This is a genomic window from Mesorhizobium huakuii (assembly GCF_014189455.1).
Lineage (GTDB): Bacteria > Pseudomonadota > Alphaproteobacteria > Rhizobiales > Rhizobiaceae > Mesorhizobium > Mesorhizobium huakuii_A.
On the sequence record NZ_CP050296.1, the window covers coordinates 1,359,769 to 1,386,403 of the forward strand.

Annotated in this window: 25 protein-coding genes and 1 pseudogene; 15 read left to right on the plus strand and 11 right to left on the minus strand. The window is 62.8% G+C overall.

Annotated features, from left to right (window positions below):
- The first annotated feature begins 129 nt into the window (after positions 1 to 129).
- The gene (locus HB778_RS06835; RefSeq protein ID WP_095201946.1) at positions 130 to 1,809 is read left to right on the plus strand and encodes a formate--tetrahydrofolate ligase; all 1,680 of its coding nucleotides are present in this window, start codon (positions 130 to 132) and stop codon (positions 1,807 to 1,809) included.
- Positions 1,810 to 1,852: 43 nt separating this feature from the next.
- Here the strand turns inward: HB778_RS06835 and HB778_RS06840 are convergent, their stop codons facing one another.
- Together HB778_RS06840 and HB778_RS06845 are read right to left on the minus strand one after the other, a co-directional pair.
- The gene (locus HB778_RS06840; RefSeq protein ID WP_183462521.1) at positions 1,853 to 2,977 is read right to left on the minus strand and encodes a hypothetical protein; all 1,125 of its coding nucleotides are present in this window, start codon (positions 2,975 to 2,977) and stop codon (positions 1,853 to 1,855) included.
- A gap of 771 nt (positions 2,978 to 3,748) precedes the next feature.
- The gene (locus tag HB778_RS06845; RefSeq protein WP_183462523.1) at positions 3,749 to 4,393 is read right to left on the minus strand and encodes a cysteine hydrolase family protein; all 645 of its coding nucleotides are present in this window, start codon (positions 4,391 to 4,393) and stop codon (positions 3,749 to 3,751) included.
- Positions 4,394 to 4,519: 126 nt separating this feature from the next.
- Between HB778_RS06845 and HB778_RS06850 the strand changes: the two genes are divergently transcribed.
- Entirely contained in the window at positions 4,520 to 5,506 is a 987-nt protein-coding gene (locus HB778_RS06850; protein WP_183462525.1) for a helix-turn-helix domain-containing protein, read from the plus strand.
- Between the two features lie 5 nt (positions 5,507 to 5,511).
- Here HB778_RS06850 and HB778_RS06855 read toward each other — a convergent pair whose 3' ends face one another.
- The gene (locus HB778_RS06855) at positions 5,512 to 6,069 is read right to left on the minus strand and encodes a sugar O-acetyltransferase (protein WP_183462527.1); all 558 of its coding nucleotides are present in this window, start codon (positions 6,067 to 6,069) and stop codon (positions 5,512 to 5,514) included.
- A 139-nt stretch (positions 6,070 to 6,208) separates the two neighbouring features.
- Here HB778_RS06855 and HB778_RS06860 point away from each other — a divergent pair, with 139 nt between their 5' ends.
- From HB778_RS06860 to HB778_RS06875, 4 genes are all read left to right on the plus strand, one after another.
- Entirely contained in the window at positions 6,209 to 6,670 is a 462-nt protein-coding gene (locus HB778_RS06860) for a DUF4126 domain-containing protein (protein ID WP_183462529.1), read from the plus strand.
- The gene (locus HB778_RS06865; RefSeq protein ID WP_183462531.1) at positions 6,667 to 8,043 is read left to right on the plus strand and encodes an FAD-containing oxidoreductase; all 1,377 of its coding nucleotides are present in this window, start codon (positions 6,667 to 6,669) and stop codon (positions 8,041 to 8,043) included. The genes HB778_RS06860 and HB778_RS06865 overlap by 4 nt, the downstream gene beginning before the upstream one ends.
- A 111-nt stretch (positions 8,044 to 8,154) precedes the next feature.
- The gene (locus HB778_RS06870) at positions 8,155 to 9,330 is read left to right on the plus strand and encodes an MFS transporter (protein ID WP_183462533.1); all 1,176 of its coding nucleotides are present in this window, start codon (positions 8,155 to 8,157) and stop codon (positions 9,328 to 9,330) included.
- A gap of 250 nt (positions 9,331 to 9,580) precedes the next feature.
- Positions 9,581 to 10,636 (plus strand): succinylglutamate desuccinylase/aspartoacylase domain-containing protein, encoded by a 1,056-nt coding sequence (locus HB778_RS06875; RefSeq protein ID WP_183462534.1) that lies wholly within the window; start codon positions 9,581 to 9,583, stop codon positions 10,634 to 10,636.
- A gap of 1 nt (position 10,637) precedes the next feature.
- Here HB778_RS06875 and HB778_RS06880 read toward each other — a convergent pair whose 3' ends face one another.
- On the minus strand, positions 10,638 to 11,408 hold the full coding sequence (locus HB778_RS06880; protein WP_183462537.1) for an isocitrate lyase/PEP mutase family protein: 771 nt from the start codon (positions 11,406 to 11,408) through the stop codon (positions 10,638 to 10,640).
- Between the two features lie 318 nt (positions 11,409 to 11,726).
- Here HB778_RS06880 and HB778_RS06885 point away from each other — a divergent pair, with 318 nt between their 5' ends.
- Together HB778_RS06885 and HB778_RS06890 are read left to right on the plus strand one after the other, a co-directional pair.
- Positions 11,727 to 13,916, plus strand: coding sequence for an anthranilate synthase (locus HB778_RS06885; protein WP_183462539.1), 2,190 nt, complete (start codon positions 11,727 to 11,729; stop codon positions 13,914 to 13,916).
- Between the two features lie 5 nt (positions 13,917 to 13,921).
- The gene (locus HB778_RS06890; protein ID WP_280515955.1) at positions 13,922 to 14,869 is read left to right on the plus strand and encodes a cation diffusion facilitator family transporter; all 948 of its coding nucleotides are present in this window, start codon (positions 13,922 to 13,924) and stop codon (positions 14,867 to 14,869) included.
- A gap of 181 nt (positions 14,870 to 15,050) precedes the next feature.
- On the opposite strand, the gene HB778_RS06895 is transcribed toward HB778_RS06890, so the two are convergent.
- Positions 15,051 to 16,154 carry a hypothetical protein gene (locus HB778_RS06895; protein WP_183462541.1) on the minus strand — a complete coding sequence of 368 codons (1,104 nt, stop codon included), beginning with the start codon at positions 16,152 to 16,154 and terminating at the stop codon, positions 15,051 to 15,053.
- 95 nt (positions 16,155 to 16,249) lie between these two features.
- Between HB778_RS06895 and HB778_RS06900 the strand changes: the two genes are divergently transcribed.
- The 6 genes from HB778_RS06900 (at position 16,250) to HB778_RS06925 (ending at position 19,872) form a co-directional block, all read left to right on the plus strand.
- A complete protein-coding gene (locus HB778_RS06900; protein ID WP_183462543.1) occupies positions 16,250 to 16,687 on the plus strand; it encodes a DsrE family protein in 438 nt (145 codons plus the stop codon).
- A gap of 63 nt (positions 16,688 to 16,750) precedes the next feature.
- On the plus strand, positions 16,751 to 17,533 hold the full coding sequence (locus tag HB778_RS06905; RefSeq protein ID WP_183462545.1) for an SDR family NAD(P)-dependent oxidoreductase: 783 nt from the start codon (positions 16,751 to 16,753) through the stop codon (positions 17,531 to 17,533).
- Positions 17,534 to 17,597: 64 nt separating this feature from the next.
- Positions 17,598 to 17,906 (plus strand): putative quinol monooxygenase, encoded by a 309-nt coding sequence (locus HB778_RS06910; RefSeq protein ID WP_183462547.1) that lies wholly within the window; start codon positions 17,598 to 17,600, stop codon positions 17,904 to 17,906.
- A 156-nt stretch (positions 17,907 to 18,062) separates the two neighbouring features.
- Positions 18,063 to 18,305 (plus strand): type II toxin-antitoxin system Phd/YefM family antitoxin, encoded by a 243-nt coding sequence (locus tag HB778_RS06915; protein ID WP_183462549.1) that lies wholly within the window; start codon positions 18,063 to 18,065, stop codon positions 18,303 to 18,305.
- Positions 18,302 to 18,688, plus strand: a complete 387-nt coding sequence (locus HB778_RS06920; protein WP_183462551.1) for a type II toxin-antitoxin system VapC family toxin — start codon at positions 18,302 to 18,304, stop codon at positions 18,686 to 18,688. Before HB778_RS06915 ends, HB778_RS06920 begins: the two co-directional genes overlap by 4 nt.
- Positions 18,689 to 18,768: 80 nt before the next feature.
- Positions 18,769 to 19,872 carry an AbrB family transcriptional regulator gene (locus HB778_RS06925; RefSeq protein WP_183462553.1) on the plus strand — a complete coding sequence of 368 codons (1,104 nt, stop codon included), beginning with the start codon at positions 18,769 to 18,771 and terminating at the stop codon, positions 19,870 to 19,872.
- Positions 19,873 to 19,895: 23 nt separating this feature from the next.
- Here the strand turns inward: HB778_RS06925 and HB778_RS06930 are convergent, their stop codons facing one another.
- The 3 genes from HB778_RS06930 to HB778_RS06940 all read right to left on the minus strand — a co-directional run bounded on the left by HB778_RS06930 (position 19,896) and on the right by HB778_RS06940 (position 22,464).
- On the minus strand, positions 19,896 to 20,975 hold the full coding sequence (locus tag HB778_RS06930; protein WP_183462555.1) for a siderophore-interacting protein: 1,080 nt from the start codon (positions 20,973 to 20,975) through the stop codon (positions 19,896 to 19,898).
- Between the two features lie 176 nt (positions 20,976 to 21,151).
- Positions 21,152 to 21,481 carry a hypothetical protein gene (locus HB778_RS06935; protein ID WP_183462557.1) on the minus strand — a complete coding sequence of 110 codons (330 nt, stop codon included), beginning with the start codon at positions 21,479 to 21,481 and terminating at the stop codon, positions 21,152 to 21,154.
- Between the two features lie 95 nt (positions 21,482 to 21,576).
- Positions 21,577 to 22,464 (minus strand): LysR family transcriptional regulator, encoded by an 888-nt coding sequence (locus HB778_RS06940; protein ID WP_183462558.1) that lies wholly within the window; start codon positions 22,462 to 22,464, stop codon positions 21,577 to 21,579.
- A gap of 146 nt (positions 22,465 to 22,610) precedes the next feature.
- Between HB778_RS06940 and HB778_RS06945 the strand changes: the two are divergent.
- A pseudogene (locus tag HB778_RS06945) lies at positions 22,611 to 24,132 on the plus strand (MFS transporter).
- 16 nt (positions 24,133 to 24,148) lie between these two features.
- Here HB778_RS06945 and HB778_RS06950 read toward each other — a convergent pair.
- From HB778_RS06950 to HB778_RS06960, 3 genes are read right to left on the minus strand one after another with little or no spacing between them, the layout of a single operon-like run.
- Positions 24,149 to 24,580 carry a nuclear transport factor 2 family protein gene (locus HB778_RS06950; RefSeq protein ID WP_244661841.1) on the minus strand — a complete coding sequence of 144 codons (432 nt, stop codon included), beginning with the start codon at positions 24,578 to 24,580 and terminating at the stop codon, positions 24,149 to 24,151.
- 34 nt (positions 24,581 to 24,614) lie between these two features.
- Positions 24,615 to 25,391, minus strand: a complete 777-nt coding sequence (locus HB778_RS06955) for an esterase family protein (protein ID WP_183462560.1) — start codon at positions 25,389 to 25,391, stop codon at positions 24,615 to 24,617.
- Positions 25,392 to 25,395: 4 nt separating this feature from the next.
- The gene (locus HB778_RS06960; protein ID WP_183462562.1) at positions 25,396 to 26,562 is read right to left on the minus strand and encodes an ATP-grasp domain-containing protein; all 1,167 of its coding nucleotides are present in this window, start codon (positions 26,560 to 26,562) and stop codon (positions 25,396 to 25,398) included.
- Between the last annotated feature and the right edge of the window lie 73 nt (positions 26,563 to 26,635).

Consider the following 26,635-nt stretch of genomic DNA (forward strand, 5'->3'; position numbering starts at 1 on the left):
ACATAGTTGCATGGAAGTTGACGCCACGGCAGCGACAGGGTTAGAACATGCCCGCGCGCCCGGTTCCAACCTGCTTGCGATAGAGATCAACCCCGTCCCCTCCACCGTTCAATCCAGAGGAAAGCCGTCATGGCCGAAGTGAAGTCCGACATCGAGATCGCGCGCGCCGCCAAGAAAAAGCAGATCCAGGAGATCGGCCAGAAGATCGGCATCCCGACCGAGCATCTGCTGCCCTATGGCCACGACAAGGCCAAGATCTCAGCCGAATTCATCAAATCGGTGAAAGGCAACAAGGACGGCAGGCTGATCCTGGTCACCGCCATCAACCCGACCCCGGCCGGCGAAGGCAAGACCACCACCACCGTCGGCCTCGGCGACGGCCTCAACCGCATCGGCAAGAAGGCGATCGTCTGCATCCGCGAGGCTTCGCTTGGCCCGAACTTCGGCGTCAAGGGCGGTGCCGCCGGCGGCGGCTATGCGCAGGTCGTGCCGATGGAGGACATGAACCTCCACTTCACTGGCGACTTCCACGCCATCACCACGGCGCACAATCTGCTTTCGGCGCTGATCGACAACCACATCTACTGGGGCAATGAGCTCGGTATCGACACCCGCCGCGTGGTGTGGCGCCGCGTCATGGACATGAACGACCGGGCGTTGCGCGAGATGATCTGTTCGCTCGGCGGCGTCGCCAACGGCTTTCCGCGCGAGGGCGGCTTCGACATCACCGTCGCCTCGGAAGTCATGGCCATCCTGTGCCTGTCCACCGACCTGAAGGACCTGGAAAAGCGCCTCGGCGACATCATCGTCGCCTATCGCCGCGACAAGTCGCCGGTCTACGCCCGCGACCTGAAGGCCGACGGCGCCATGGCTGTCCTGCTCAAGGACGCCATGCAGCCGAATCTGGTGCAGACGCTGGAGAACAACCCGGCCTTCGTCCATGGCGGCCCGTTCGCCAACATCGCCCATGGCTGCAACTCGGTCGTCGCCACCACCACGGCGCTGAAGCTCGCCGACTATGTCGTCACCGAAGCCGGCTTCGGCGCCGACCTCGGTGCTGAAAAATTCTTCGACATCAAGTGCCGCAAGGCGGGTCTGAAGCCGGCGGCGGCGGTCATCGTCGCCACCGTGCGCGCCATGAAGATGAATGGCGGTGTCAAGAAGGAAGACCTCGGCAAGGAAAACATCGAGGCGGTGAAGAAGGGCTGCGCCAATCTCGGCCGCCACATCGAAAACATCCGCCAGTTCGGCGTGCCGGCGGTGGTTGCCATCAACCACTTCTATTCCGACACCGACGCCGAAATCCAGGCGATGAAGGACTATGTCGCCTCGATGGGCGAAGAGGCGATCCTGTGCAAGCACTGGGCCAAGGGCTCGGCCGGCATCGAGGAACTCGCCAACAAGGTGGTGGCACTGGCCGAATCCGGCGCCTCGCAATTCGCGCCGCTCTATCCCGACGCCATGCCGCTGTTCGAGAAGATCAACACCATCGTCCAGCGCATCTATCGCGGCTCGGAAGCGATCGCCGACAAGTCGGTGCGCGACCAATTGCACGCCTGGGAGCAGGCCGGCTACGGCCATCTGCCAGTGTGCATGGCCAAGACCCAGTACTCCTTCTCGACCGACCCGAACCTGCGCGGCGCGCCGACCGGCCACACCGTGCCGGTGCGCGAGGTCAGGCTTTCGGCGGGCGCCGGCTTCGTCGTCATCATCTGCGGCGAGGTCATGACCATGCCCGGCCTGCCCAAGGCGCCGTCCTCGGAAAAGATCTTCCTCAACGAGATGGGCCAGATCGAAGGGTTGTTCTGAGAGTCAGGCGTCCGTCGCCAAGTTAGAGACGGTCTTTGGCAGATCAGGTCTTCGCCTGATCTGCTCCCATTTGGCCAATAGCTCCGACTGACACCTTCACGAATCTGTCCAGCATGGCAAAGAACACGTCAAGGCTAAAGCCGAATATAAAGCAAAGTGCAAACAAGCTAAATCCAATATTCGCGAGATCTGTTCCAAACCGCGTGTCCGGAACCCAAAACCAAGCTAGAACCATGCCTGACAGGGCTCCGAGAACAATACGGTGGAAAATGCGCGATTTGCTTGGATCAGGAACGAGGGGATCCAGGATCATACGCAGATAGAAAATGGTTGCACCAATCGCCCCATACAAGCCAGGAAGAATCCACATCGCGTAGGGTGCAATCAAGCCACTTACACTCGAAGCCAATTCGTCCATGCTTGGGATATAGGACGGCCCATATTTTATCGACTCAAAGCAATTATTATATATATTTGCGTAGAAATATTCTTTAGCAACATTGGCGAAATAGTTATAGTGCATGACATCGTCTATAAATCTTACCTGGTCTCTTATAAGATTTTCGGCATCGATTTTCTGAGCACAAAAAGGGCTCTTGTTATAGAGACCCAGCTCGGAAAGCACTGCAACAATGGGCTGAGGGAGAGGTGAAACGGGAACCGCACCATTTTGTGCTGGATTTGGGCCAGGCAAAGAGGCCGGATTTTGTTTTTGCAGCCAAATTAGAGTATCAGAATCTGCGACATTCAGATATCTTTGAAAAGCATAGTAGTAATATAAGAAAAGTTTCGCGCCTATAATTGGGAAACTAGCCTGATCACTATATTTCTCAACCCGACCTGATACCTGAGAGAGCTGCAGGTCAAGTTCTCTAAGATCGTCGAATACTTGGAAATACGCTTGCAAACCAAGCGACTGGCTCTCCAAAGATCCGCTTTTCGAAGCCGAATTTGCAATCTCTTTACGGGCCGCGAGCAGTTGCCGCGAAAGCTGGCCGAATCGCCTGTCAGGATGGGAGACGGACAGCACGCGTATTTCAGATAAAAGGCTTACGCCATTGTTGTATATCTGAGAGAGATGACCTGCAAGAACCATGATTGTGACTGAGAAAACGAGAAGAAAGATAAGTTTCTTCTGACTCCGCTTGGTGTCGCCTGGCCCAGCCATTTCGCAATTCTAGTAGGGTAGAAAATGGCACGGACTCCATTGCTTTGTTCAATTGACGCCTAAGGACTTCGACCTCTGACGCGCCTAATTTTTTCTCAGGCAGTATATCAACTGCTCCAATAGAAGCATTAAGCTCGTTATCCTTGATGATTCCGGCTTGCGCGGCGTATATCGAAATGAGTCGAGCATCGTTTAACCATCCTTGGATGATTGTGTCGTCTGTTTCAACACGCTTCGACAAGACCCACCTCCGAGTTTATCCAAGCGTGCCTTGCACATAACCATATTGCGAAGGACATCCACATGGGTATCCGGGCGGTCCCGGCGGCTGCGCCCAACACCAGAAATATGGCGTGTAGCAGACTGTACCTGGAGCATGCGGAGGGACTTGAGCAAAAGCAGGCCAAGGAAGAACGGCCGCAACAGCAGCCAGCGTCCCGGCAATCACTATCCACAATACACGCGCTTTCAATTGCTAGCCCCACTGTCTACCAATCGAAGCTCCATTAGAACCCAAACATATGCTCGTGGCAAGTTGATAGCGCGCATGCATGAAATACCGTTCTTTTGCCTCAAATTTTCTTCTTCTTTTCTGTTGATCCTCTTCATTGAAACGATGGAGAAAATTTGCCCCGTTCAGCGCAATTGCTTGAATCGAAATGATTTCTCCAATTGAGGACCAGATCGAAGATCGGTCTGGAGACTCTTGGGCGCCACCGGCAACAAAGGGCGCCGCAGCGATGCGGCGCCCTTTTTGTTTGGGGGATGACCTTACGCCGCGTTGCGCGCCAGCGCCCGCTGGTTGGACGCGTAGATCGTGTCGCGCTCCGGTAAGGCGCCGGTCTTCAGGCACTCGACCCATTCTGCGGTCTTGAGCACCGCGGCGAAGCGCGACTGCAGGATAACAGTCACCACGCGGTGGATCTCCTTGGCCGAGGCATAGCCGGCGCTGTTGGCATAAGGCACCGAGCCGGTCGCATCCGACAGGAACTCGACGGCAAAGCCCATATGGACGGCATGGATGATGGTCGACAGGTCGCAATTATGCGTCATGTAGCCGACCACCGTGAGCGTATCGATGGCGTTGGCGCGCAGCCACGCTTCGAGGTCGGTGCCGGTGAAGGCCGAGGGCAGCATCTTCTCGACATAATGGTCTCGGCCACGCCTGGCGATTTCCGGATGCAGCTCGCCGCCATGGCTCCCCTTGGCGAAGATCGGCGAGGTCTCCGGCGCCATCTGTTTGATAACAACCACCTTGATGCCGGCGGCGGCAGCCGCATCCATAGCGCGCGCCACATTGACGACGCTGTCGCGGAACGGCGGATGCTGGATTGCCAGGTTGCCGCCATCATAGTCGTTCTGGACATCGACGACGATCAGCGCGCGGCGCGGCGTAGTGTTGGCTGGGGCAGACATGGTGTTTTCCTTTCAGGCTTGAATGCGATGGGCGGAAAATAGGCTGGCCGGCGACCGACCAAAAGTGGCCCGATTGACATCATTCGAAAGAATTGGGACAATCCACTTCCCTCACTGGAAACGCCCATGACCGCCCCGATCATCGCCGTGCTCGCCTTCGACGGCATCAGCCCGTTCCATCTGTCCGTGCCTTGCCTGGTGTTCGGCGCCGACCGCACCAGGCTCGGCCTGCCGCGCTTCGACTTCCGTGTCTGCGGGGTCGAGCAAGGCATGATCCAGACCGATGCCGGGCTGAGCATCCTTGTCCCGCACGGCCTGTCCGCGCTCGACGATGCCGACATCATCATCATCCCGAGCTGGAAGGATCTCGGAGCGCCTCTGGCCAGGCCGCTCAACGAAGCGCTCGACCGCGCGCACCGGCGCGGGGCGCTGATCGTCGGCCTGTGTCTCGGCACCTTTGCCATCGCCGCCGCTGGCCTGCTTTCGGGGCGGAAGGCGACCACGCACTGGGCCTATACCGACCAGCTGCACGCCCTGCACCCCGACATTTCGATCGATGCCGACGTGCTCTATGTCGATGATGGCGACATCGTCACCTCGGCCGGCGTCGCTGCCGGACTGGATTGCTGCCTGCATATCGTGCGCGCCCGCTTTGGCGCGGAAGTGGCACTGCGGCTCGCCCGCCACATCGTGCTCTCACCCCACCGCCAAGGCGGACAGGCGCAGTTCATCGAACGCCCCGTGGCAAAGAGCGCTGACGCCGACCGCTTCACCCAGGCCCTCGACGCGGTGCGCGCTACACTCGGCGAGACCCACAGCCTCGACAGCGTTGCCGACGCCGCCGGCCTGACACGGCGCACCTTCACCCGCCGCTTCCAGAAATCGATCGGCACCAGTTTTGGCGATTGGCTGACCAGCCAGCGCATCGCACTGGCGCAACGCCTGCTGGAAGCCACGGAGAAATCGATGGACATCGTCGCCTTCGAAGCAGGCTTCGGCAGCGCCACCTCGCTGCGCCAGCATTTCGCCGCGAGGCTGAGAACATCGCCGGCGCAATATCGACGCCAGTTTTCCAGGCGTACGGACCAGGGCAAGCGCATGGCGCACGCCTGATCGCTTCAGCCGCGCTTGACCGCCCGCGCCGGATTGCCGACCACCGTCATGTTCGCGGGCACATCACGCGTCACCACCGCACCGGCGCCGACGATGGCGCCCTCGCCGATGCTGACGCCGCCAAGGATGATGGCGCTGCCGCCGATCCAGGCATGGGGACCGATCTCGACCGGCCTGGCGATCTCCAGTCCCGCTTGCCGGCCGGCAGCCTCCTTGTGGTGCTCGGCGCAGTAGATCTGCACATTGGGGCCAAGCAGCGTTCCCTTGCCGATGCGCACGCTTGCCGTGTCGAGGATGGTGCAGCTGGCGTTGAGGAACGCGCCATCGCCGAGAACGATGTTGAAGCCGTAGGCGCAGTGGAACGGCGCCTCGATGCGAGCACCCTCGCCCACGCCGCCGAGCAATGCCTTCAGGCCAGGCCCGAGATTTTCGCGCTGCCTCGGCGGCAATGAATTGTGCTCGAAGACCGCGTCGCGCGCCGTGACGCGCAGCGCCTCCAACTCATCATCGAGGCAAGTGTACCATTCGCCGGCCGCCATCTTCGCGCGCTCGTTTCCAGCCATGGCGGGTCTCCAATTGACGTCGTTGCAAAGCATAGTTGCGTCCAGTAGAAAAGCGCCAATCCGAGTACTGGTCAAATATCGGACCTATGGTAGCCTGCCCTCTCAAGGCGTCCTTGCCGGGTGATCGAGGGGGATCAACATGCTCTATCTTCTTGCACTTCTGATCGGCGTCATTGCCGGTCTGCGCGCCATGACCGCGCCGGCCGCGGTCGCCTGGGGCGCGTATCTCGGCTGGCTGCCGGTTGCCGACAGCTGGGCGAGCTTCATGAGCCATTGGGCCGCCGTCGGCATCTTCACCATCCTCGCCATCGTCGAGCTGGTCACCGATCAGTTGCCGTCAACGCCAAGCCGTAAGGTGCCGCAGCAGTTCGGCGCCCGCATCATCATGGGCGCCTTCACCGGCGCGGTGATTGGCGCAACGGGTGGTTCCACCATCGTCTGCCTGATCTCCGGCGCTATCGGCGCGGTCATCGGTACGCTTGGCGGCGCCGAAGCGCGCGGCCGGCTGGCGGCGGCCTTCGGCAAGGATCCGCCCGCCGCCTTCATCGAGGACGCGGTGGCGATCATCGGCGGCCTGCTGATCGTGGCGGCGGTGGCATGACGGCAAAAACTTTCGACGCCATCATCATTGGCGCTGGCCAGGCCGGCACACCGCTCGCCGGCAGGCTGAACGCAGCCGGCATGAGCGTGGCGCTGATCGAGCGCAAGCTGGTCGGCGGCACCTGCGTCAACACCGGTTGCATCCCGACCAAGACGATGGTGGCGAGCGCCTATGCCGCGCATCTGGCGCGGCGCGCCGCCGACTATGGCGTGACGCTCAGTGGCCCTGTCGGCGTCGACTATAAGGCGATCAAGGCGCGCAAGGACAAGGTTTCGGGCGCCTCCCGCACCGGGCTGGAAAGCTGGATCGCCGGCATGGACAAATGCACGCTCTATCGTGGCCATGCGCGCTTCGAATCCGCCAACACGGTGCGCGTCGGCGACGAGCTTCTGACCGCCGAAAAAATCTTCCTCAACACTGGCGGCCGCGCCTCTGTGCCCGACCTTCCCGGCATCCACGACATCGACTACCTGACCAACTCCTCGATGATGGATCTCGACGTCTTGCCGCGCCATCTGATCGTCGTCGGCGGCAGCTACATCTCGCTCGAATTCGCGCAGATGTTCCGCCGTTTCGGCAGCGAAGTCACCGTCATCGAGAAGAGCCCGCGCCTGACCGGACGCGAGGACGAGGACGTCTCGGCCACCATCCTGTCCATCCTCGAAAATGAAGGCATCGCGGTCCATGTCGGCGCTGATGACATCGGCTTCGCCAAACAGGGCGGCGATATCGCCGTGACCTTCTCAGCCGGCAAGCCGCCGGCCGTCGGTTCGCATGTGCTGCTGGCGCTGGGGCGCACCCTCAACACCGACGATCTCGGCCTCGACAGAGCCGGCGTCGCCGTCGACAAACGTGGCGCCATTATTGTCGACGACCAGTTGCGCACCAACGTACCGGGCATCTGGGCGATGGGCGACTGCAACGGCAAGGGCGCCTTCACCCACACCTCCTACAATGACTATGAGATCGTCGCCGCCAATCTGCTCGACAATGATCCGCGCAAAGTCAGCGACCGCATCGAGGCTTACGCGCTCTACATCGATCCACCACTCGGCCGCTGCGGCATGACCGAGGCGGTGGTGAAGAAATCCGGACGCAAGGCTCTGGTCGGCCAGCGGCCGATGACCCGCGTCGGCCGCGCCGTCGAAAAGGGCGAGACGCAAGGCTTCATGAAGATCCTCGTCGATGCCGACACGCGGCAAATCCTTGGCTGTTCCGTGCTCGGTCCCGGCGGCGACGAGGCCGTGCATTGCGTGCTCGACCTGATGTACGCCAAGGCGCCGGTCGACACGCTGGCGCGCGCTACGCACATCCACCCCACAGTGTCGGAGCTGCTGCCCACCATTGCCCAGGAGCTGAAGCCGCTCGTCTGAGGCACCTCAAGCTCCAGACTTTCTGCATTGGTGCATTGCAGCAATGTGCATTGCGCATGGCTTGGCTCGTCGTTCAATCCCCAAATTGAACCGATTCAGTCTGGACGCCCCATGCCTTTGCCGATCCTTGCGCTTGCCATTGCGTCCTTCTGCATCGGCACCACCGAATTCGTCATTATGGGCCTGCTGCCGGAGGTCGCCGCGGACCTTGGCGTGTCGATCCCTTCGGCCGGCCTGCTGGTCACCGGCTATGCGCTGGGCGTCGTCTTCGGCGCGCCGATCGTCGCCATGGCCACTGCGCATCTGCCGCGCAAGCCGGTGCTGGTCGGGCTGACTGCGTCGTTCGTCGTCGGCAACCTGCTCTGCGCCATCGCGCCTGACTATTGGACGCTGATGGCCGCGCGCGTCTTCACCGCCTTCGGCCATGGCGCCTTCTTCGGCATCGGCTCAGTCGTCGCCGCAAGCCTGGTGCCGCGCAACAAGCGGGCCAGCGCCATGGCGCTGATGTTTGCCGGACTGACGCTGTCCAACATTCTGGGCGTTCCCGCCGGAACCGCGCTGGGCGAAGCCTTCGGCTGGCGCGCCACCTTCATCGCCGTTGTCGGCATCGGTCTGATCTCGGTCGCGGCGATCGCCTGGCTGGTGCCGTCTGACGTCGCCGAGCCGAGCGGCGGCGGCCTGCGCGGCGAGTTGCGCGTGCTGGGTAAATTGCAGGTCTGGCTGGCGATGCTGATCGCCTCGCTGGCCTCGGCCAGCCTGTTTGCCGTGTTCACCTACATAAAACCCTATCTGACCGACGTGTCCGGCCTGTCGACCTCTGCAGTCACTTGGGTGCTCCTGCTGTTCGGCGCCGGCATGACGATCGGCAACATCATCGGCGGCCGGCTGGCCGACTGGAAGCTGATGCCGACCGTCATCGGCACGCTGCTGTTGATGGCGGTGCTGTTCGTCGGTTTCATGCAGTTCGGCGCGATTGCCAGCGTCGCCATCGGCATCGTTTTCCTCTGGGGACTGCTGATCTTCGTCGTCGTGCCGCCGCTGCAGATCCGTGTCGTCGAGGCAGCGTCGGAAGGGCCAAACCTTGCCGCCACGCTGAACCAGGGCGCCTTCAATGTCGGCAATGCCAGCGGTGCCTGGATCGGCGGCGTGGCGCTTTCCGCCGGCGTTTCCTACGCCCACCTGCCGCTGGTCGGCGCGGTGCTCGCCTTGCTCGCGGTGACCGTCGCGGTGCTGTCGCAAGCCTTGGACCGGCGCTCGCCTCTCCCGCTTCAGGCGGCAGCCGAGTAGCTGCCTGTCGCCCAAAAGTGCGCAGCGGTTTTGGGACAACGACATGCAGCAAGGCAAGAGACTACCCTTGCGCCCATAACGCGGCGGACTGGACCAATCGACATCGGCACCTTCAAATGGGCATGTCTCGTGGCTCCAGAGCAATCCAGAAAAAGTGTGAAACGGTTTTCCGTCCGGAATTGCGTTAAAACGAAAAGCAGAGCGGTTCGTCGTTCCATGAAACGGTGAACTGCTCTGGTGGGAGGACGTCATGCAGAAATCGATCGAACGCATCGCCGGTGACAGCGAGGGCGTTTCGTACGAATTCCCGGTGTTCCGCCTCACAGGCAGCGAAAAGGCGGCGCCCTCGGCCTATCTGCAGGCCGCCCTCCATGCCGGCGAACTGCCGGGCGTCGTCGCCATCGACGCGCTGATGCCGGCGCTGAACAAGGCCGAGGCCGAAGGCCGCATCAAGGGCAACATCACCATCGTGCCCTGGGCCAATCCGATCGGCCGCGCGCAATATCATTTCGGCGAGCACCAGGGCCGCTTTCACCTGGGCACCCGCACCAATTTCAACCGCGGTTTTCCGCTGCTCGCCGCGCCAGACGCCAAGCTCTTGCCCGATACCGCCTTTGGCGGCGCCGACCAACGGCTGAAGTCACGCCTGGTGCAACTGTCGCTCGGCCACGACATCGTGCTCGACCTGCACTGCGACGATGAGGGCCTCGCCTATCTCTACATCCACACCAGCCTGTGGCCGGCCATGGCCGATTGCGCTGCCGCCATGGGCATTGATGCGGTCGTGCTGTGGAGCGAGGACAGCGACGGCACCTTCGAAGGCGCCTCGATCATGCCCTACCAGAACGTTCCCGCTGAGGTGGCCAAGTTCGACCGGCGTGTCGCCACCACGGTTGAATATCGCGGCATCCTCGATGTCGATGGCGCGCTGGCCGCCGCCGACGCCGAAGGCCTCTACCGGCTGCTGGTGGCGCGCGGCGTGATCGCCGACAGCACGCTCCCTGCACCCGGCCCGTTCAAGGGCGTGGTCGCCCCGCTGGAAAACATCGACATGATGCCGGCTCCCCGCGCCGGCGCTGTCCTCTACGACGTGAAGCCCGGCGACCGGGTCGCCCGCGGCGCGCGCCTCGCTACGGTCGTCCACGCGCCGGGCGAAGCCGATGGCCGTACTGAGGTATTCGCACCGCAGGACGGCATCATCCTGACCCGCCGCTCGCGCCGCATCATCCGCGCCGGCGAGGACCTGCTGAAGCTGGTCGGCGACAGGAAGAGCGCCGACGCAAGGTCGGGTACGCTGGAGGATTGACCTAGCCTGAGATCGCCTGCCGCGCCTTGGCCTCCAGCCATTCGGCCATCTGCCGGTATGGCACCGGGCCGTGGCTGATGCGGGCGACGCCGAGTTCGGCCAGCCGCTGGCGCGGCGGCACATGCGCCAGCGCGATGATGTTGACTGGCAGGTTCGTCGACTTGCAGAGCGTCTCGATCAGGCCCTCGTCACCAAGACCCGGCGCAAAGAAGCCGCTCGCTCCGGCTTCCTCGAAGGCCTGCGCGCGCTCGATGGCTTGATCGAGCAGCACGTCATCATGCGCATCCGGTTTCGCCTTGAGAAAAATGTCGGTGCGGGCGTTGAGGTAGGCCGGTATGCCGGACGCCTTGACGGCGGCGGCAGCGGCTTCGATGCGTTTCACCTGAACAGTGATGTCGTGCAGGCCTGCGCCGCCGACGATCTGGTCTTCGAAATTGAAACCGATGGCACCGGCGCGCAATGCCAACGTCACTGTGCGAGCAACGAATTCCGGATCGACGCCGTAGCCACCCTCGAGGTCCATGGTCACCGGCAGGTCGACCGCCGCGACGATACGCTTGATGTTGTCGAGCGCTAGTTCCAGCGGAATTTTCTCGCCATCGGCATAGCCGAACGCGGCCGCGACCGGCCAGCTTCCGGTGGCGATGGCCTTGGCGCCGGCCTTCTCGACGATCTTGGCCGAACCCGGATCCCAGGCATTGTAGAGAACGATCGGGTTGCCCTTGACGTGAAGGGAGTGGAACGTCCGCGCGCGCTCGGCCTGGTCGGTCATGGGTGTTTCCCGTCTTGGTATCGTTGGAAGTCAGCTTAGCCGGGACCACCGGCTGTGGCGATGTGCCATGAGCCGGGGAAGCGGCGGCCACCGGACAGACTTTTCAAACCTGTTGCGCATCTGGTTTTTCGCCGCTATGGATTTCGCCATGAATATGCGTTCGACCAAGACCATTTGGTGGTGGGCCTGCTGACAGCGGCCTGTTCGAACGCGCGTGCGTGAAAAGAGAGGGTGGCCGCAACGGAAAGTCCGGGCGGCCATTTGTTTTTTCCAAGCCAGTCCGGGTCCGTTGCCCCAACAAGCCAAATGGAGACGGCAATGACGATGAAGGTTCTGGAAAACGGCGCTGAAAGCTTCGTGACCGCGGGTGGCATCACCATCACCCGTGAGCGCCACGACCGGCCCTATGCGGGTGCGATCGACACCTATGTCGATGGCTTGAACGCGCGCCGGGGTGCGGTGTTTTCCTCCAATTACGAATATCCCGGCCGCTACACGCGCTGGGACACCGCCATCATCGACCCGCCGCTGGTCATCTCCGCGCGGGGCCGCGCCATGCGCATCGAGGCGCTGAACGGCCGTGGCGAGGCCCTGTTGCCGGTCATCGGCAAGACGCTGGGCGGCCTCGCAGATGTCACAATCGCCGAGGCATCGAAGAAGCTGATCCGGCTCGACGTCGCCAAACCCGGCCGTGTCTTCACCGAGGAGGAACGCAGCCGCGTGCCTTCGGTCTTCACCGTGCTGCGCGCCATCACGGCCCTGTTCAAGACCGAGGAAGATGCCAATCTCGGCCTCTATGGCGCTTTCGGCTACGACCTCGCCTTTCAGTTCGATCCGGTCGACTACAAGCTAGAGCGCAAGCCGAGCCAGCGCGACCTCGTCCTGTTCCTGCCCGACGAGATCCTGGTCGTCGACCATTATTCAGCCAAGGCCTGGACCGACCGCTACGACTATTCAGGCGAGGGTTTCTCGACCGAAGGCCTGTCGCGCGACGCAATCGCCGAACCGTTCAGAACCGCCGACCGCATCCCGCCGCGCGGTGACCATGAGCCGGGCGAATATGCCAACCTTGTGCGCAAGGCGATGGATAGTTTCAAGCGCGGTGACCTGTTCGAGGTCGTACCCGGCCAGATGTTCTACGAGCGCTGCGAAACGCAGCCATCCGAGATTTCCCGCAAGCTGAAATCGATCAACCCCTCGCCCTACTCGTTCTTCATCAATCTGGGCGAAAACGAATATCTGATCGGTGCCTCGCCGGAGATGTTCGTGCGCGTCAATGGCCGCCGCGTCGAGACCTGCCCGATCTCCGGCACCATCAAGCGCGGCGACGACGCTATTTCGGATAGCGAGCAGATCCTGAAGCTGCTCAACTCCAAGAAGGACGAATCCGAGCTCACAATGTGCTCGGACGTCGACCGCAACGACAAGTCGCGCGTCTGCGAGCCGGGCTCGGTGCGCGTTATCGGCCGTCGCCAGATCGAGATGTATTCGCGCCTGATCCACACCGTCGACCACATCGAAGGCCGGCTGCGCGAAGGCATGGACGCCTTCGACGCCTTCCTGTCGCATGCCTGGGCGGTCACCGTCACCGGCGCGCCAAAACTGTGGGCCATGCGCTTCATCGAGCAGAACGAGAAGAGCCCGCGCGCCTGGTATGGCGGGGCGATCGGCATGGTCAATTTCAACGGCGACATGAACACCGGCCTCACCTTGCGCACCATCCGCATCAAGGACGGCATTGCCGAGGTGCGCGCCGGCGCCACGCTGCTGTTCGACAGCATCCCCGAGGAAGAAGAAGCCGAAACCGAATTGAAGGCATCCGCCATGCTCTCCGCCATCCGCGACGCCAAGATGGGCAATTCCGCCAGCACCGAGCGCACCACCGCGCGTGTCGGCGACGGCGTCAACATCCTGCTCGTCGACCACGAGGACTCCTTCGTCCACACGCTGGCCAACTATTTCCGCCAGACCGGCGCCAATGTCTCGACCGTGCGCACGCCGGTGCCGGAGGAGGTCTTCGAGCGGCTGAAGCCCGACCTCGTCGTGCTGTCGCCCGGTCCCGGCACACCAAAGGATTTCGATTGCGCCGCGACCATCAAAAAGGCCCGCGCCCGCGACCTGCCGATCTTCGGCGTCTGCCTTGGCCTGCAGGCGCTGGCCGAGGCCTATGGCGGGGAACTCAGGCAGTTGCATATTCCCATGCACGGCAAGCCCTCGCGCATCCGCGTCTCGAAGCCCGGCATCATCTTCTCCGGCCTGCCGAAGGAAGTCACTGTCGGCCGCTACCACTCAATCTTTGCCGATCCGGTGCGCCTGCCCGACGATTTCATCGTCACGGCCGAGACGGAGGACGGCGTCATCATGGCCTTCGAGCACCGCAAGGAGCCGATCGCCGCGGTGCAGTTCCATCCGGAATCGATCATGACGCTCGGCCACAATGCCGGCATGCGCATCATCGAAAACATCGTCGCCCACTTGCCGCGCAAGGCCAAGGAAAAGGCAGCCTGACCTCGATGGCCGAAGCCGAGAACACGATGGCGATCGCGGCCAAGGCGGCCGCGAAGCGCAAGGTTGCCAACCTTGCCTTCTGGTCGATCGTGGTCGCCTTTGTCGTGCTCGCGCTGAAAGCCGCCGCCTGGTACATCACCGGCTCGGTCGCGCTCTATTCCGACGCGCTGGAATCGATCGTCAACGTCATTGCCTCGGGCGCCGCCTTCTGGGCGATCCAGGTCAGCTACAAGCCGGCCGACCAGGATCATCCGTTCGGCCATCACAAGGCAGAGTATTTTTCGGCGGTGCTCGAAGGCGTGCTGATCGTGCTCGCCGCGCTTTTGATCCTCAACGAGGTCTGGCGCTCCTGGCAAGCGCCGGCACCCCTTGAAAAGCCGTGGAACGGACTTGCTGTCAACGGCATCGCCACGGTCATCAATGCCTTCTGGGCCTGGACGCTGATCCGCGCCGGCCGGGCCGAAAAATCGCCGGCACTGGTCGCCGATGGCAATCACATCATGACCGACGTGGTGACCTCGGTGGGTGTCTTCGGCGGCCTGGTCGGGGCGATCCTGACCGGCTGGCAGATCTTGGATCCGGCACTCGCCGTCATCGTCGCGCTCAACATCCTGTGGCAGGGCTGGCATGTCATCGGCTCGTCGATGAACGGCCTGATGGACCGCGCGGTCGACACCCAGGAGCATATGCACATCCGCGACGTCATCTCGGCCAATTGCAAGGGCGCGCTGGAAGTGCATGACCTCAAAACCCGCATCGCCGGCCGTGCCACCTTCATCGAGTTCCATCTGGTCGTCGATGCCGAGATGTCGGTTGGCGCCAGCCATGTCATCTGCGACCGCATCGAAGACGCGTTGAGGGCCGAAATCCCCTCGGTGCGCGTCACTATCCACGTCGAGCCCGACGACGAGGCGAAGCTGCCGAAAGGCACGACGGCCGTGCCGTTTGCATAGCTTTGCGCCAGCCTGAGGCCTGTCGAGATTCAGGTCAGGCCGAGCCGAGAATGGTGGCTTCCGAGAACCGGAGCGGAGTGTACTTAAAGTACGTGAACTCAGTTCTACTGCGACGCAGTAGAACTGGGAAGCACAGGAAGCCACCGTTCGCAGGCCGGCATCACTTGAATATCGGCAGGCCTCAAGGTGCGCAGGCGGATTGCGGCATTGGCTCCAGCCGATAGACCTTATCATCGGACTTCGTCTTGCCGTCGGCCGCCTTCGAGCAGAGATCGACGATCGCCAGGCTGCTGTTGGGATTGGCCAGCATCATCATGCCGTTGGCGCCGCGCTTGAGGAAGATCTCCTTCTGCGCGATGTCGCAGGAGAAATCGCTCATCTTCGAGCTCGCAGCACAGCGCCACTGGTCCGCCTCGCCCTGGCAGGAATAGGTCTGCGTGACCTTGCCGGACTTCAGCCTGGTGGTGACCGAAACGGCGATGTCGGCGCCATCAGGCCAATTGGCAACGTCACCGCCCGAAGCGTAGGAAGCGAGTTCCACAGGCCCGCGAAAAACCCGGATCGACTGGGCCAGTTGGTTGGGGTGTGAACTCATATGCGCCGCATCGTAGTCGCGGCCGTAGCAGAACGGCTGGTCAGGCTTCAGCCGCACGCGCAACGGGTCCCCGAGCGCCGGATCGATCGGATCGATGCGCGCGAATTCGGCCTTGCAGGTCGCAGCCGGCATCGGGTCCAGGCGGAAATTGTCATCCTCCGAGCCGAGCGCCTGCCTGTCATATTCCGCCTTGCCGAGTTGCTCCTCTGAGTCGGGATCGAGATAGATATCGGGCGACAGGTCGGACAGCAGCACCCGGCCCTTGTCGTCGACCTTCAGCGAGGCCAGCGTGCGGTCGCAATCCATGCCGCAGCGGATCGGGCCGGATGTGCCGTCCTCGGATTCGTGATTGCACCAGCCGCTTGCCCATTGCGGCGCCTTGGCACCGCGCACTGTGGTGGTGACGAAGCCATTGTAGGAGGTGTCGGAATTCGCGGCCGGTTCCTCATTCGGCCGGCTGACTGGATCATGGCCATAGTAGAAGAAGATCCGCGCCACTTTCTGCTTCGGATGTGCTTTGAGATGCGCCGCGTCATAGACCCGGCCGAAACAGGCGTCCGTCCCGTTCGGGCTGAGTTCCTTGAGTTTAAGCGTATCGTCGGCGACGGCCGTGCCTGCCAGCAAACCAAGCAGCGCGACGGCGAATCCGGCGCCCGCAATTGTCTTCCATTCCCCTGCCCTGAACGTCATGTGACCTCTCCTCGCATCGACAGGACGTTGCGTCAACTTATGCTAGTATTGCGGCCGGAGCCACGCAAATTGCGGTGAAATCCAGGGAGGATGCCATGCGCCGACGCGACATGTTCCGCGCGGTTCTTGCCGGGACCGGAACGTTTCTTGGCCTGCGGGCGGTGCAGGCCGCTGCCACGGAGTCTGCCAGGCTGAAAGTCGCCTATCACCTAAGTGATGTGGACAAGGTCAACTTCGTGCTGGGCAACATCAAGAACCACTATGAGGGCACCGGCGGCAATGTCGACATCGTGCTGGTCGTGCATGGCCCGGCCCTGGCCGCCTTCAAGTCGAATGGCATATCGGCCGCGGTCTCCAGCCGCTTCGCCGGCCTGGTGCAGCAAGGCCTCGAGCCGCAGGCCTGCGGCAACACCATGCGGGGCATGGACATTTCGCTCACCGACCTGCTCGACGGCTTCCATGCCGCCGACAAGGGTGGCGTCGTCAAGCTCGCGGAACTGCAAAGCCAGGGCTATGCCTATCTGCGGCCATAGTGCACAGTCTTGACTCCGGGGCCGGGAACGGCTGGTCTCGCTGAACCCTCCGGAGGACCAGCAGTGCCCGCCACGACCGCGCTTACCATCCCCGATCTCGCCGGCAAGGCGGTGCTGGTCACCGGCGCTTCGACCGGCATAGGCGCGGCGCTCGCGCTGGCCTATGCCGCGCAGAAATCCAAAGTGGCGCTGCATTACAATTCAAGCCAGGAGGCCGCCGAGAAACTGGGCAAGACCATTCGTGACCGCGGCGGCGAGGTGTTCCTCGTCCGGGGCGATTTTTCCGTTGCCGCCGATGTCGAACGCGTCGTCGAGGACAGCGCCCAGCATTTCGGCCACCTCGATGGACTGGTCAACAATGCCGGCGGCATGCTCGGCCGCGTGCCCTATGCCGAGCAGACCGAAGCGCATTATGACGCGGTGATGGACCTCAACGCCCGCTCGGTGCTGACCGCCTCGCGCAAGGCCATCCCCTGGCTGAAGAAGCAGGGCGGCTTCATCGTCAACACCTCGTCGATCGCCGCGCGCAATGGGGCGGGCGGCGGTGCCGGTCTCTACGGCTCTGCCAAGGCCTTCGTCTCCAATGTGACACGCGGCATGGCCAAGGAACTGATCGGCTTCGGCATCCGCGTCAACGCCGTGGCGCCAGGCACGATCCTGACACCCTTCCATGAGCGCTATTCGACCGACGAGCAGATCAAGGGCATGGTCGCCACCATTCCGCAGGGGCGGGCCGGCACGGCGGAAGACTGTGTCGGCGCCTATCTGTTCCTCTCGTCGGACCTGTTGAGCGGCTACATCACCGGCCAGGTTATCGAGGTCAATGGCGGCCAGTTGATGCCGTGACCGGCTATCTGCATACTGAAGGCCCGCATACTCTTGTCGGAGACTTCGAAGGGGAGACAACAGAATGTACGGACTGATCGGCAAGATGCGGGCATCGCGCGGCCAGCGCGACGCGGTGATGGACGTCCTGCGCGCCAGCACCGGCGCCCTGCCCGGCTGCCTGAGCTACATCATCGCCCGCGACCCCGCGGATGCCGATGCGATCTGGGTCACCGAAGTGTGGACCGACGCCGAAAGCCACAAGGCCTCACTGCAGCTTCCGGAAGTCCAGGCGGCCATCGCCAAGGCGCGCCCCTTCATCGCCGGCTTCGAATTCCAGGTGGAGACCCACCCCGTCGGCGGCTTCGGCTTGGCTGACGGCAAGACGGGCTGAGCCGGACGGACGACCCGACGCCTACTCGAAGCGCAGCCCTCGCGTCCCGTCGATAAGGGTGAACAATCGTAGCCGCAGGTTTCGCGAGTTCAGCCCTTGCAATGCCCTCAGAATGGACTAAGTTCTGCGGACTAAGTCCATATGGAGCGACCTGCGATGCAGACCGTGAACATTCACAATGCGAAGACCAATCTTTCACGTCTCGTTGATCGAGCCGCCAAAGGTGAGCCCTTCATCATTGCCAAAGCGGGCAAACCGTTGGTCAAAGTCGTGCCTATCGATCAGCCGGCTTCGCAGGCGCGACGGGTCGGCTTCATGGCTGGCCAGTTTTCCGTCCCTGACGATTTCGATCGCATGGGCAGCGAAGACATCGAGCAACTGTTCGGTGGCAAGGCGTGAAACTGTTGCTCGACACCCATTTGCTCCTGTGGGCGGCTAGCGAACCGGAGCGGCTGCCACTTGCGGCTCTCGGCGAGATTGAGAACCCAGACAACGAATTGCTGTTCAGTCCCGCCAGTCTTTGGGAGATCGCAATCAAGCGGGGACTTGGGCGCGATGATTTCCAGGTCGACCCGCGTTTGCTGCGGCGAGGCCTATTCGACAGCGGTTATCTTGAATTGCCGATCACCAGTGAACACGCCGTCACCATCGACGGACTTCCCGCGGTGCATAAGGATCCCTTCGATCGAATCCTGGTCGCCCAGGCAATCGTGGAAGGCATCACCCTGCTGACAACGGACGATCTTGTGGCTCGCTACCCAGGTCCTATCCGGAAGTTCTGATCAAGGCACTTTGGGACCGCACTTCATTTTTCGGCACGGCGGGGTTCGCATCGCCGTGCTTCGCGTCTAAGACCGAAAAAATGGATTCCTCAGCCCAGCAGCCACCACCCGACCAGCCCGCCACCGAGCGCATGGCGCGGATGGGCAAGCCTTGGCAATGGATGGTCCTGCTTACCATCTCGGCCCTGTTTGCCGGCGCGCTCGAACTCGCCGCTCTGCCGGCGGCGCTGCTGATCGGGCCGATGCTGGCGGCGATCGTCGCCGGCACCAATGGCGCCACGGTGCGGGTGCCGCGCCTGCTGTTCGGCTCCGCCCAGGCCATTGTCGGCTGTCTCGTCGCCGCTTCGATCTCGGCCGATATCTTCCCCGTCTTCTATCAGGAGTGGCCGCTGTTCCTCAGCGTGGTGATCGCCACGGTCGCGGCCTCGAGCCTGCTCGGCTGGCTGATCAGCCGCTGGCGTATCCTGCCCGGCACCACCGCCGTCTGGGGCTCGTCGCCAGGCGCGGCCACCGCCATGGTGCTGATGGCCGGCGCCTTCGGCGCCGACCAGCGCCTCGTCGCCTTCATGCAGTATCTGCGCGTCATCTTTGTCTCGATGACGGCGGCGATCGTCGCCAAGATGTGGGTCGACACATCGGGCATCGAAGTCCCGCCGATCATCTGGTTTCCGCTGATCGATGTCCAAGCCTTCGCCGCCACCATCGGCATCGCAGTCATAGGCGGCCTGGCGGGCAAGCTTTGCCGGCTGCCCTCGCCCTTCTTCCTCGGCACCTTCATCTTCGGCACCGTCGTCCATCTCGGCCTTGGCGTCGAGATGCAGCTGCCGCCTTGGCTGCTGGCGATCAGCTACGCCATGGTCGGCTGGTCGATCGGGCTGAACTTCACCAGGCCGATCCTGCGCCATGCGACGCGCGCGCTGCCGCAGATCATCGCCTCGATCGTGGCGCTGATCGCCTTTTGCGGCGGGCTCGCCTTCCTGATCAGCCATCTCCTGGGCATCGATCCGCTGACCGCCTATCTGGCAACCAGCCCCGGCGGCATGGACAGCGTCGCCATTATCGCCGCCGCGGCGCAGAACGTCGACATCTCCTTCGTCATGGCCCTGCAATCGGCGCGCTTCCTGATTGTGCTGCTCGTCGGCCCGAGCGTCGCGCGGCTGGTGGCCAGAAGCATCCGGGACTGACCTGCTTCAGCGCCATCAGTGCCTTATTCCTCGCCGCCCCCATTTTCGCCTTGCGCGCCGCGGCGCCAATAGGCAGTGACCAGATGCCTGTCGCGTGGCAAGCCCCATTCCTTGCGCAAGATCTTGCGGATCTCGCGGAAGTCGGCGAATTCGCATCCGGCCCAGACGAAAAGGCCGTCGGCAAGCGCGGCGTGGTTACGCTCCCGAAGCGCAGCCGGCAGCAGTCCGGCGCCGCCCGCCTCGCGACCATGCCGGGAGAGCCAGGTGATGTCGATGGACCCGCCTTGCGGCAGCGCGATCCGATCGTCCGGACCATCGACTTCGATGAGCGCCTCGGCGCGGGCTGACGGCGGCAAGTGCTCAAGGATCCTGCCGATGGCAGGCAGCGCGGTGTCGTCGCCGACGAGAAGCAGGGTCTGCGCCTCCGGCGCATCGCCGCCGCCGGGTCCGATCATCCCGATCACATCTCCCGCCTGGGCGCTCTGTGCAAAGGCGGCGGCCGGCGTATCCTGGCCGGGGTGCAGCACGAAATCGACATCGAGCCAGCCGCTTGCCGCATCGATCGCCCGGATCGTGTAGACCCGCACGGTGAGCGCATCGTCGCCCGAGGGCCAGACCAGCAGGCCGTCAGGGCCTATCGAGGGCCAGACCGGCCGCCGGCCACGCGGCGGCAACAGCAGCCGCATGTGCAGGCCGCCATGGGTGAAGCGGCCGAGGTCCGTGCCTGCGAAGCGCAGGCGCTGCATATGCGGCGAAATCCGCGTCGACGACAGCACCGTGATCTCGCGGAAGAAGACCGGCGTGCCGGCATCGCTGCCGTCGCCTTGCCAGCGCAATCCACTGGTCGTACCGAGATGCTGCGCAACATGGCCGGCCACCGTCATCTTCATGTAGGAGAGGCAGGTTTCGTCTGTTGCCGCAACGCGGACCAGCATGCCGTGATCCTCGATCGTGGCGCTCAACGACCCATAATACAGGCGAAGCTCCCAACGGTCGGCAGCCCCGGTTTCGATCTCGAATTCGCCGTGCTCGGTGCGCAGACGCTCGATCGCCGACCTGATTGCCTCGTCGCTGATGCGGGTCTGCGCGCTCAACTGGTCCATCGCTGAAATCCTTCGATAGCGGTTCAAACGAAGCCGCCGAAAGGTTTCGGCCTCGTCCCCATCGCCGGGCATGCCACAGCGTCGCCGGAGTTTCCACAAGAAACTTGACTTAAGTAATCATATTTTTCCGCGACCCGCAAAGGGCCTTATCTGGAGCGGGCCTTTTGCCGGACCGCTCACCCATCGGCCGGAGAATTGCCGCCGTTGAAGCGGCCGAACATGCGCGCCATCACCACACCCATAAGGAGCGTGCCCAGCCCCAGCGCGACGACATCGGCCATGGATCGCAGGTCGAAATCTCCGACACGGATCACCAGGAGGTAACCGATCGCGAGGTTCAGGAATCCCCAGAGAACGTTCACGGTCGAGGAAGAGTGGCCCTGACCGCGCGGCTTGGCGAAGGGGCTTTGAAAAGGCCGTCCCATCACGCCGCTGACGAAATGCGGCACGGCATTCGTCAACACCGCGCCACCGAAGAAATAGGACACACAGTCGATCCATTGCATTTCCAGGCACTCCTTTTCGCCAAGAGATCGAGACCCTGCGTCGTGCCGCTTTCGCTTCACATCTGGAAATCACAAGGCCGTGCCCCGCCGGCGACTCATCGCGCCACCGCAAGATGCTCAGGAAGGAAATCGACGAAGACGCGCACCTTCGGCGACAGATGGCGATTGGAGGGCCACAGCATCCGGAACTGGCCACGGCCGTCTATATGGTCGTCCAGTACAATACGCAGCTTTTCGTCGCGCAGCGCCTCGCGGACCAAGAAATCGGGCATGCAGGCGATACCGAGTCCGGCGAGCGTGGCGCCCTTCAAGGCTTCCATGTTGTTGCAGGTCAGCATCGAGCGGATCTGTGGTTCGGCGCTTCCGGTGATGAACGGCCACTCCAGCAGCCTGCCGCTGTTGAGAAAGCGGAAGTTGATGCCGAAATGCCTGACGAGATCCGCCGGCTCGCCGGGTGTGCCATGGCGGTCCAGGTAGGAGGGCGCCGCGCACAGAAGCATGCGAAAGGGCGCAACAGGTCTCGACACCAATCGTGAATCGGGCAGCGCGCCGCTTCGAATGGCGACGTCGATGCCTTCGTCAATTATGTCGACGATGCGGTCGTTGAAATCGATGTCGAGTTCGATCTCGGGGTAGCGCGCCATGAACTCCGACAGCACCGGCAAAAGCAGATGATAGGTGACGATCGGGGTCGAGACGCGCAGCCGCCCGTGCGGCGTCTCCCGCGTGCGCGACAGCATCGCCTCGGCATCGTCAATGTCGTCGAGGATGCGGCGCACCCGCTCGTTGAACAGCCTGCCCTCTTCGGTCAGGCCGATGCGCCGTGTGCTGCGCTGCAGGAGCCGCACGCCGAGCTCCTGTTCGAGCCGCGCGACGCTCTTGCCGACGGCGGAGGCCGAAATGCCGAGCGCCCGGCCGGCGGCGATGAAACTGCCGAGCTCGGCGGTGCGGGCGAAGGCCAAGAGGCCACTGAGACGATCCATCGTTGTCTTCCATTCGAGCGTTTCAGTCCGGTATATCAGGAGATATAATACCATTTTTCCGGAAAGGCCGTCGACCTATCTTGTCGCTACGACCGGCGCACGACCCACGCACATGCCGGCGGATGCTGCTTTAGATAGGAAAATCCATGACCTCGAAGACCCCAACCGGCCCGGCCGAGCGATGGCTTGTGCTCTTGTCGGTATGCCTTGCCGCGATGACCATGCCCTTGACCTTCACCGGCCCGGCCGTCGCGCTTTCCCGCATCGCGGCCGACCTCGGCGGCAGCCCGATCGCGCTCAATTGGGTGACGAATGCCTTCATGCTGACCTTCGGCGCCAGCCTGATGGCGGCTGGAGCGCTCGCCGACAACCACGGCCGCAAGCGCATCTTCCTTGCCGGCCTCTGCCTCTATGTCCTGGCGTCGCTGGGCGCCATGCTGGCGCCCGACATCGTCTGGTTCGACATGTTCAGGGCCGCACAAGGGATCGGCAGTGCCCTGGCTTTTGCCGGCGGCGCCTCCGCACTTGCGCAGGAATTCGAGGGACCGCTGCGGCTTCGCGCCTTCTCCTTCCTCGGCACCAGTTTCGGCATCGGTCTGGCCTTCGGCCCCATCGCCTCGGGCCTGCTCATCTCCGCATTCGGCTGGCGGTCGATCTTTGTTCTGGTCGCGGCACTGGCGATCGCCTCGGCAGCGCTGGGTCTGCGCACCATCAAGGAATCGCGCGACCCGGATGCCACCGGCCTCGACTGGGCGGGCGCCGGCACTTTCACCACAGCGCTGGCCTCGCTGACCTATGGTGTCCTGCAGGCGCCGCGGAGTGGTTGGGCCGATCCCCTCGTCATCGTTTTGCTCGCCGCGGCGGTCCTCTTCTTCACCGCCTTCGTAATCGTCGAGCGGCGCGTACGGCGGCCGATGCTCGATCTCACGCTGTTTCGCTTTCCCCGCTTCGTCGGCGTCCAGTTCCTGGCGGCGGCGCCCGCCTATGGCTTCGTCGTCCTGCTGGTGCTGTTGCCGATCCGCTTCATCGGCATCGAAGGGATGAGCGAGATCAAGGCCGGGCAATTGATGATCTGCCTCTCGGGGCCATTGCTGATCCTGCCCCTGCTTGCCGGCCAGCTGGCGCGCTGGATCGCGCCGGCCACGATCTGCGGCGTGGGCCTGCTCATCGCTGCCGCCGGCCTCGTCTGGCTGAGCCTGACACCGCCAATCGCCATCGCGCTGGTGGCGCCGCTGGTGCTGATCGGCGTCGGCATCGCTTTGCCCTGGGGGTTGATGGACGGGCTTGCCGTCAGTGTCGTGCCGCGGGATGGCGGTCGGCATCTTCAACACCACGCGTGTCGCCTGCGAGGGCGTGGCGGTGGCGATCGTCATGGCAACCCTGTCAGGCTTCACCGCGGCACAACTCGCCGCTCAAGGAGCGTCTTCCAGGGATGCGGCCGCCGCCGCGCAGCTGCTGGTGACCGGCAATGTCGGAGAAACGGCGCGGCATCTGCCGACGGCCAGTGCCATGGCTCTGGTCCAGGCCTACGAGACGGCATTCGACAGGCTGCTGATCGTGCTGGCGGCAATCACCATCGTCACCGCTCTTGTCGTCTTCCTTGGCCTGCGTCGCGGATCGGCAGCGGAGCACGAGCCTGTTTCTCTGCCGGTCTGCCAGGAAGGATAGTTTGCTCAGGCTTCAGTCAGGTGATGACGAGGCTCGCTATGTGGTCGCCATCCAGCGTGAAGGTCATGTCGCCCTCGCCGTTGAAGCCCTTGCCCTTGACGGCGATGCGGACGCGATAGGTGCCTTCCGCCGGCGTGATACTGACGATGCTGAGATGCGACTTCACGCCGATATTGTCCGACTGGTTCCAGCGCGCGATCTGCTCACGGCCATGAAAGTCCCGTCCCCAGTCGCTCAGGAACGCGTCATCCGCAAAGGTGCCAAGAAAGGCTTCCGTATCGCCTTCATTGGTGGCCTCGACAAAGCGGCGGATGGGGTCTGGTGTCGATATCATCTGTGCCCAAGGTGCGTTGAGATTCAGGTCAGGCTGAGTCGAAAATGGCTGATACCGAGAACCGGAGCGGAGCGTACTTTCGTACGTGAGCACCGAAGCGCAGGTATCAGCCATTTGCAGGCCAGCCTCACCTGAATATCAATGCACCTTAGTCCAGTCTGTGCATCAGATCATCATCCAGCCAGCGGCCGAAGAAATAGGCCAGCTGCTTGTGCCACCACGGCCAGTCATGGCTGACGTCGCCGCCCCAGTAATCGACCCAGGCCGGAATCGACTTGTCACGCAGGATCTGTTCCAGCTTGCGCGTCTCGACCAGCATGCGTTCTTCCCAGGCGCCCTGCCCACAGCAGAAGATCAGCCGCAGCGCCTTCAGCCGTGCAAGCAATTTTGGATCGACGATGCCGGGCAGATAATCGAGCGGCGAGTTGTAGAAGATGTCGCCGTCGAGCGCCTTGCCGAAGAAATCGCGGGCTGAATACACTCCCGACAGCGAGATGACGCCGCTGGCGAGTTCGGGAAATCGGAAGACGAAATTCGAGGAATGGTAGCCGCCCATCGAGCAGCCCGAGAACAGCGGCTTCAGCTTGCGCCCGCCATTGGCGGCCGATGCGGTGGACAAGATTTCCGGCAGTGCCTCCTCGCGCACATAGCGGAAATAGGCCTCGTGGCGGGCGATACGATGCGCGGCATCGGCGTGCTTGTTGAAGAAGGATTCCGAATCGATGCCGTCGACCGTGAACAGCTGGATGCGGCCGGTGTCGATGAATTCGGCAAGCGCGCCGACGCCGCCGGAATCCTCGAACTGGTAGAACCGCCCTTGCGAGGTCGGGAACACCACCACCGGCCGCCCGGCATGACCATAGCGCTTGTATTCCATGTCGCGGCCGAGCTTGCCCGAGAAATGCTTGTGATAGGAGATGTCCATGGCCTCAGGCCTTTTCCGCGTGGATATAGGCGACTGCCTCGCGCAGATCAGCCTGATCCTTCGAGCGCATCTGGTAGGCGTAATTTCCCATGGCGCGGCTGAAAACCTCTTCTATCGGTTGATGGTGGACGATCTTGTCGCGGTGCGCCGCTAGCACGTCCTCATGGCTGTGCAAATAGTGGAGGTGCCGCTTGCGGCTGGCATAGGCGGTGAAATACTTGCCCTCATAGGGTCCGCCGGCGGCGTCCTTGACCACCATGTCGGCCCAGGCCGCATAGACGTCGATATCGAACGTGTAATTGATGGCGTCGGTCATCCAGGCACCGGGCGGCCGCATGTTGACCTCCAGCGCGATGATCCGGTCGTCCCTGGTCTCGAACAGTTCGATGTGGAAGAAGCGCTCGCGCACGTCGAACGCCCTGAGGATCTTGCGGCCGGCCTCCTCGACCGCTGGCCTGATATGGGGAAAGCAGGTGTAGCTCATGTGGCGGTCCTTGTTGACCACCTCCATGACGCTCTGGTCGTAGCGGTGGCTGGCCGCCAGCACCACCTCGCCGTCGCGGTTGACCAGCCCGTCATAGGTCACCACCAGCCCCTCGATGAACTGCTCCATGACGAAGGTCACGTCCTCGGGCTTGTCCCGGAAGAACTGGTCGAGCTCCCCTGTGTTGGAGATCTTGAAGGTGTTGGAAGCGCCTGAGCCGCTGTCGGGCTTCACCACCACGGGGTAACCGACGCGGCGGATGAAGGTCATGGCGCCGGCGCGGTCGGAGCATTTGCGCTGCGCGATGGTCTCGACGCCGCTCTTGCGGAAGAAGGCGCGCATGCGGCTCTTGCGCTTCAGGTTCTTCACGAAATCGAGCTTGGTGCCGTAGATGTTGAAATCGGTGCGGATGTTTGCTTCCAGTTCCAGCCAGTGCTCGTTGAGCGATTCGAAGCGATCGATGCGGCCCCATTTGTGGATGAAATGCCCCATCGCCCGGAACACTGGATCGTAGTCCTCCATGTCGGCGACGCGGTAATATTCCGAAAGTGCCGCCTTCAGTCTGCCGTCCAGCGCATCATAGGGCGCATCGCCAATGCCGAGCACGGTGGCGCCGGCCTTCTTCAGCCGGTCGCAGAAATCGGCGCCGTTGGTCGGAAAATGCGGCGAGAAGAACACGAAATTCATGGACAACCCCCTCCCGGCGGCGGCGCACCGCAGCCCCACCGAAACGCAAGTCTGGCGCATTTGCGACGCGCGG

Bases quoted from the DNA above. Each gene is read 5' to 3' on its own strand.
- HB778_RS06860 (WP_183462529.1), top strand. From the start codon at position 6,209: ATGCTCTATCTTCTTGCACTTCTGATCGGCGTCATTGCCGGTCTGCGC.
- HB778_RS06935 (WP_183462557.1), bottom strand. From the start codon at position 21,481: ATGCAATGGATCGACTGTGTGTCCTATTTCTTCGGTGGCGCGGTGTTG.
- HB778_RS06930 (WP_183462555.1), bottom strand. From the start codon at position 20,975: ATGGACCAGTTGAGCGCGCAGACCCGCATCAGCGACGAGGCAATCAGG.
- HB778_RS06960 (WP_183462562.1), bottom strand. From the start codon at position 26,562: ATGAATTTCGTGTTCTTCTCGCCGCATTTTCCGACCAACGGCGCCGAT.
- HB778_RS06835 (WP_095201946.1), top strand. From the start codon at position 130: ATGGCCGAAGTGAAGTCCGACATCGAGATCGCGCGCGCCGCCAAGAAA.
- HB778_RS06955 (WP_183462560.1), bottom strand. From the start codon at position 25,391: ATGGACATCTCCTATCACAAGCATTTCTCGGGCAAGCTCGGCCGCGAC.
- HB778_RS06925 (WP_183462553.1), top strand. From the start codon at position 18,769: ATGGATTCCTCAGCCCAGCAGCCACCACCCGACCAGCCCGCCACCGAG.
- HB778_RS06950 (WP_244661841.1), bottom strand. From the start codon at position 24,580: ATGGCTGATACCTGCGCTTCGGTGCTCACGTACGAAAGTACGCTCCGC.
- HB778_RS06895 (WP_183462541.1), bottom strand. From the start codon at position 16,154: ATGACGTTCAGGGCAGGGGAATGGAAGACAATTGCGGGCGCCGGATTC.
- HB778_RS06870 (WP_183462533.1), top strand. From the start codon at position 8,155: ATGCCTTTGCCGATCCTTGCGCTTGCCATTGCGTCCTTCTGCATCGGC.
- HB778_RS06865 (WP_183462531.1), top strand. From the start codon at position 6,667: ATGACGGCAAAAACTTTCGACGCCATCATCATTGGCGCTGGCCAGGCC.
- HB778_RS06875 (WP_183462534.1), top strand. From the start codon at position 9,581: ATGCAGAAATCGATCGAACGCATCGCCGGTGACAGCGAGGGCGTTTCG.
- HB778_RS06890 (WP_280515955.1), top strand. From the start codon at position 13,922: ATGGCCGAAGCCGAGAACACGATGGCGATCGCGGCCAAGGCGGCCGCG.
- HB778_RS06845 (WP_183462523.1), bottom strand. From the start codon at position 4,393: ATGTCTGCCCCAGCCAACACTACGCCGCGCCGCGCGCTGATCGTCGTC.
- HB778_RS06880 (WP_183462537.1), bottom strand. From the start codon at position 11,408: ATGACCGACCAGGCCGAGCGCGCGCGGACGTTCCACTCCCTTCACGTC.
- HB778_RS06840 (WP_183462521.1), bottom strand. From the start codon at position 2,977: ATGGCTGGGCCAGGCGACACCAAGCGGAGTCAGAAGAAACTTATCTTT.
- HB778_RS06915 (WP_183462549.1), top strand. From the start codon at position 18,063: ATGCAGACCGTGAACATTCACAATGCGAAGACCAATCTTTCACGTCTC.
- HB778_RS06940 (WP_183462558.1), bottom strand. From the start codon at position 22,464: ATGGATCGTCTCAGTGGCCTCTTGGCCTTCGCCCGCACCGCCGAGCTC.
- HB778_RS06900 (WP_183462543.1), top strand. From the start codon at position 16,250: ATGCGCCGACGCGACATGTTCCGCGCGGTTCTTGCCGGGACCGGAACG.
- HB778_RS06855 (WP_183462527.1), bottom strand. From the start codon at position 6,069: ATGGCTGGAAACGAGCGCGCGAAGATGGCGGCCGGCGAATGGTACACT.
- HB778_RS06885 (WP_183462539.1), top strand. From the start codon at position 11,727: ATGACGATGAAGGTTCTGGAAAACGGCGCTGAAAGCTTCGTGACCGCG.
- HB778_RS06850 (WP_183462525.1), top strand. From the start codon at position 4,520: ATGACCGCCCCGATCATCGCCGTGCTCGCCTTCGACGGCATCAGCCCG.
- HB778_RS06910 (WP_183462547.1), top strand. From the start codon at position 17,598: ATGTACGGACTGATCGGCAAGATGCGGGCATCGCGCGGCCAGCGCGAC.